The following is a 1,170-nucleotide window of genomic DNA, read 5'->3' on the forward strand; positions in this document are numbered from 1 at the left end:
ATCTTGTTCTTCTGTACGAGTCCCCGTATTAACGAAGTAACCAGGCCAGTTCTCTTCACACGTGAGGTAAGTGCCCCACGGCGTATAGCCGTTGCCACAGTTGTTTAACGTACCACGAGCTTGGCTGCCATCAGGCGAAAAACGCGTCACAGTAAGCGCCGTGTGAGCGACTGGGCCAGATAAATCCATCACTGTCGCACCAGTGTATCGGCGGTTAAGCGGATCGGTATCCACCAATTTCCACATATTGTCTTCTAGCTGAATACGAACAACGGAAACGCCGTGAGCGTTAATCTCTTTGCGAACTTCATCAACTATTGTGCGAACGCCATTCGCAACTGTTGGACCGTTTGGATGCAGTGCTGATGTATCAATGTATTCATGGTTGATGCAAAGCAGGCCGTCGGTCGTACTGTCATTTAATGGGAAAAAGTGCATGCCATCATGGTGCATGCCCAACGCGTTAAGTTGGTCTGAGCTGGTATTGCTGCCATCATTTTTCCACGCGCTGCCTTGAGCATTCAGCGGTGTACCCCAAGGTACCAGTACCTGAGCGGTATAACCCTGTGGAATAGAAACGGCATCAGTCAACGAGCCAGGAATTGAGTCAAAGTTAAGTACCGCTTTCGAAACGCCAGAACCGTTACTTGCCGACGTGCCAGAGCTCGAAGAGTTACAGCCCGCCAATCCAAAAGCACCAAACGCAGTCATTGCGCTGATACCAAGGCCACCTTTTAAGATGCTACGACGAGATAGACTCGCTTCTAGTACTTCTTCAAAAGGCTTGTTATCGCTTTGGTTATAACGCGTTGCGTCGAAGGTTTCCTTGCTCATTTTTACTTTCCCGATCTTATAGTTAGTGAATAAATTGTTGAACGGCAAGAAGTTTGGAGAAGAAAAATGACAGAAATGCTCAATCTATATGAAACTTGTATTTCAATGATGTGATCACTCAATAAACGAGACACGGCAACTCCGTATCCCTATCGACTCTTCATATATTCCTCCTCTCTCACTTCCCACAGCGAGCAATGCAACACTCCAGAGCTCAAAAATCGTGCACAACGCCAACCTATCCTTAGGTTTGATTACATAATCGCCAACTGTATCGCTTCATTCTGATTTTACTTGGGCTAAAGTATGATAGAAGGTATAAGGTGTACGTACTCA

At 46.5% G+C, this 1,170-nt stretch carries 1 protein-coding gene; it reads right to left on the bottom strand.

The annotated features are described in order from the left end of the window. Window positions 1-834: PhoX family protein (locus tag R7P35_RS25360; protein ID WP_318093170.1), on the bottom strand; the 834-nt coding region annotated here is incomplete at its 3' end. Between the last annotated feature and the right edge of the window lie 336 nt (window positions 835-1,170).

The sequence above is a fragment of the Vibrio sp. Vb0304 genome (assembly GCF_033338995.1).
GTDB lineage: Bacteria > Pseudomonadota > Gammaproteobacteria > Enterobacterales > Vibrionaceae > Vibrio > Vibrio alginolyticus.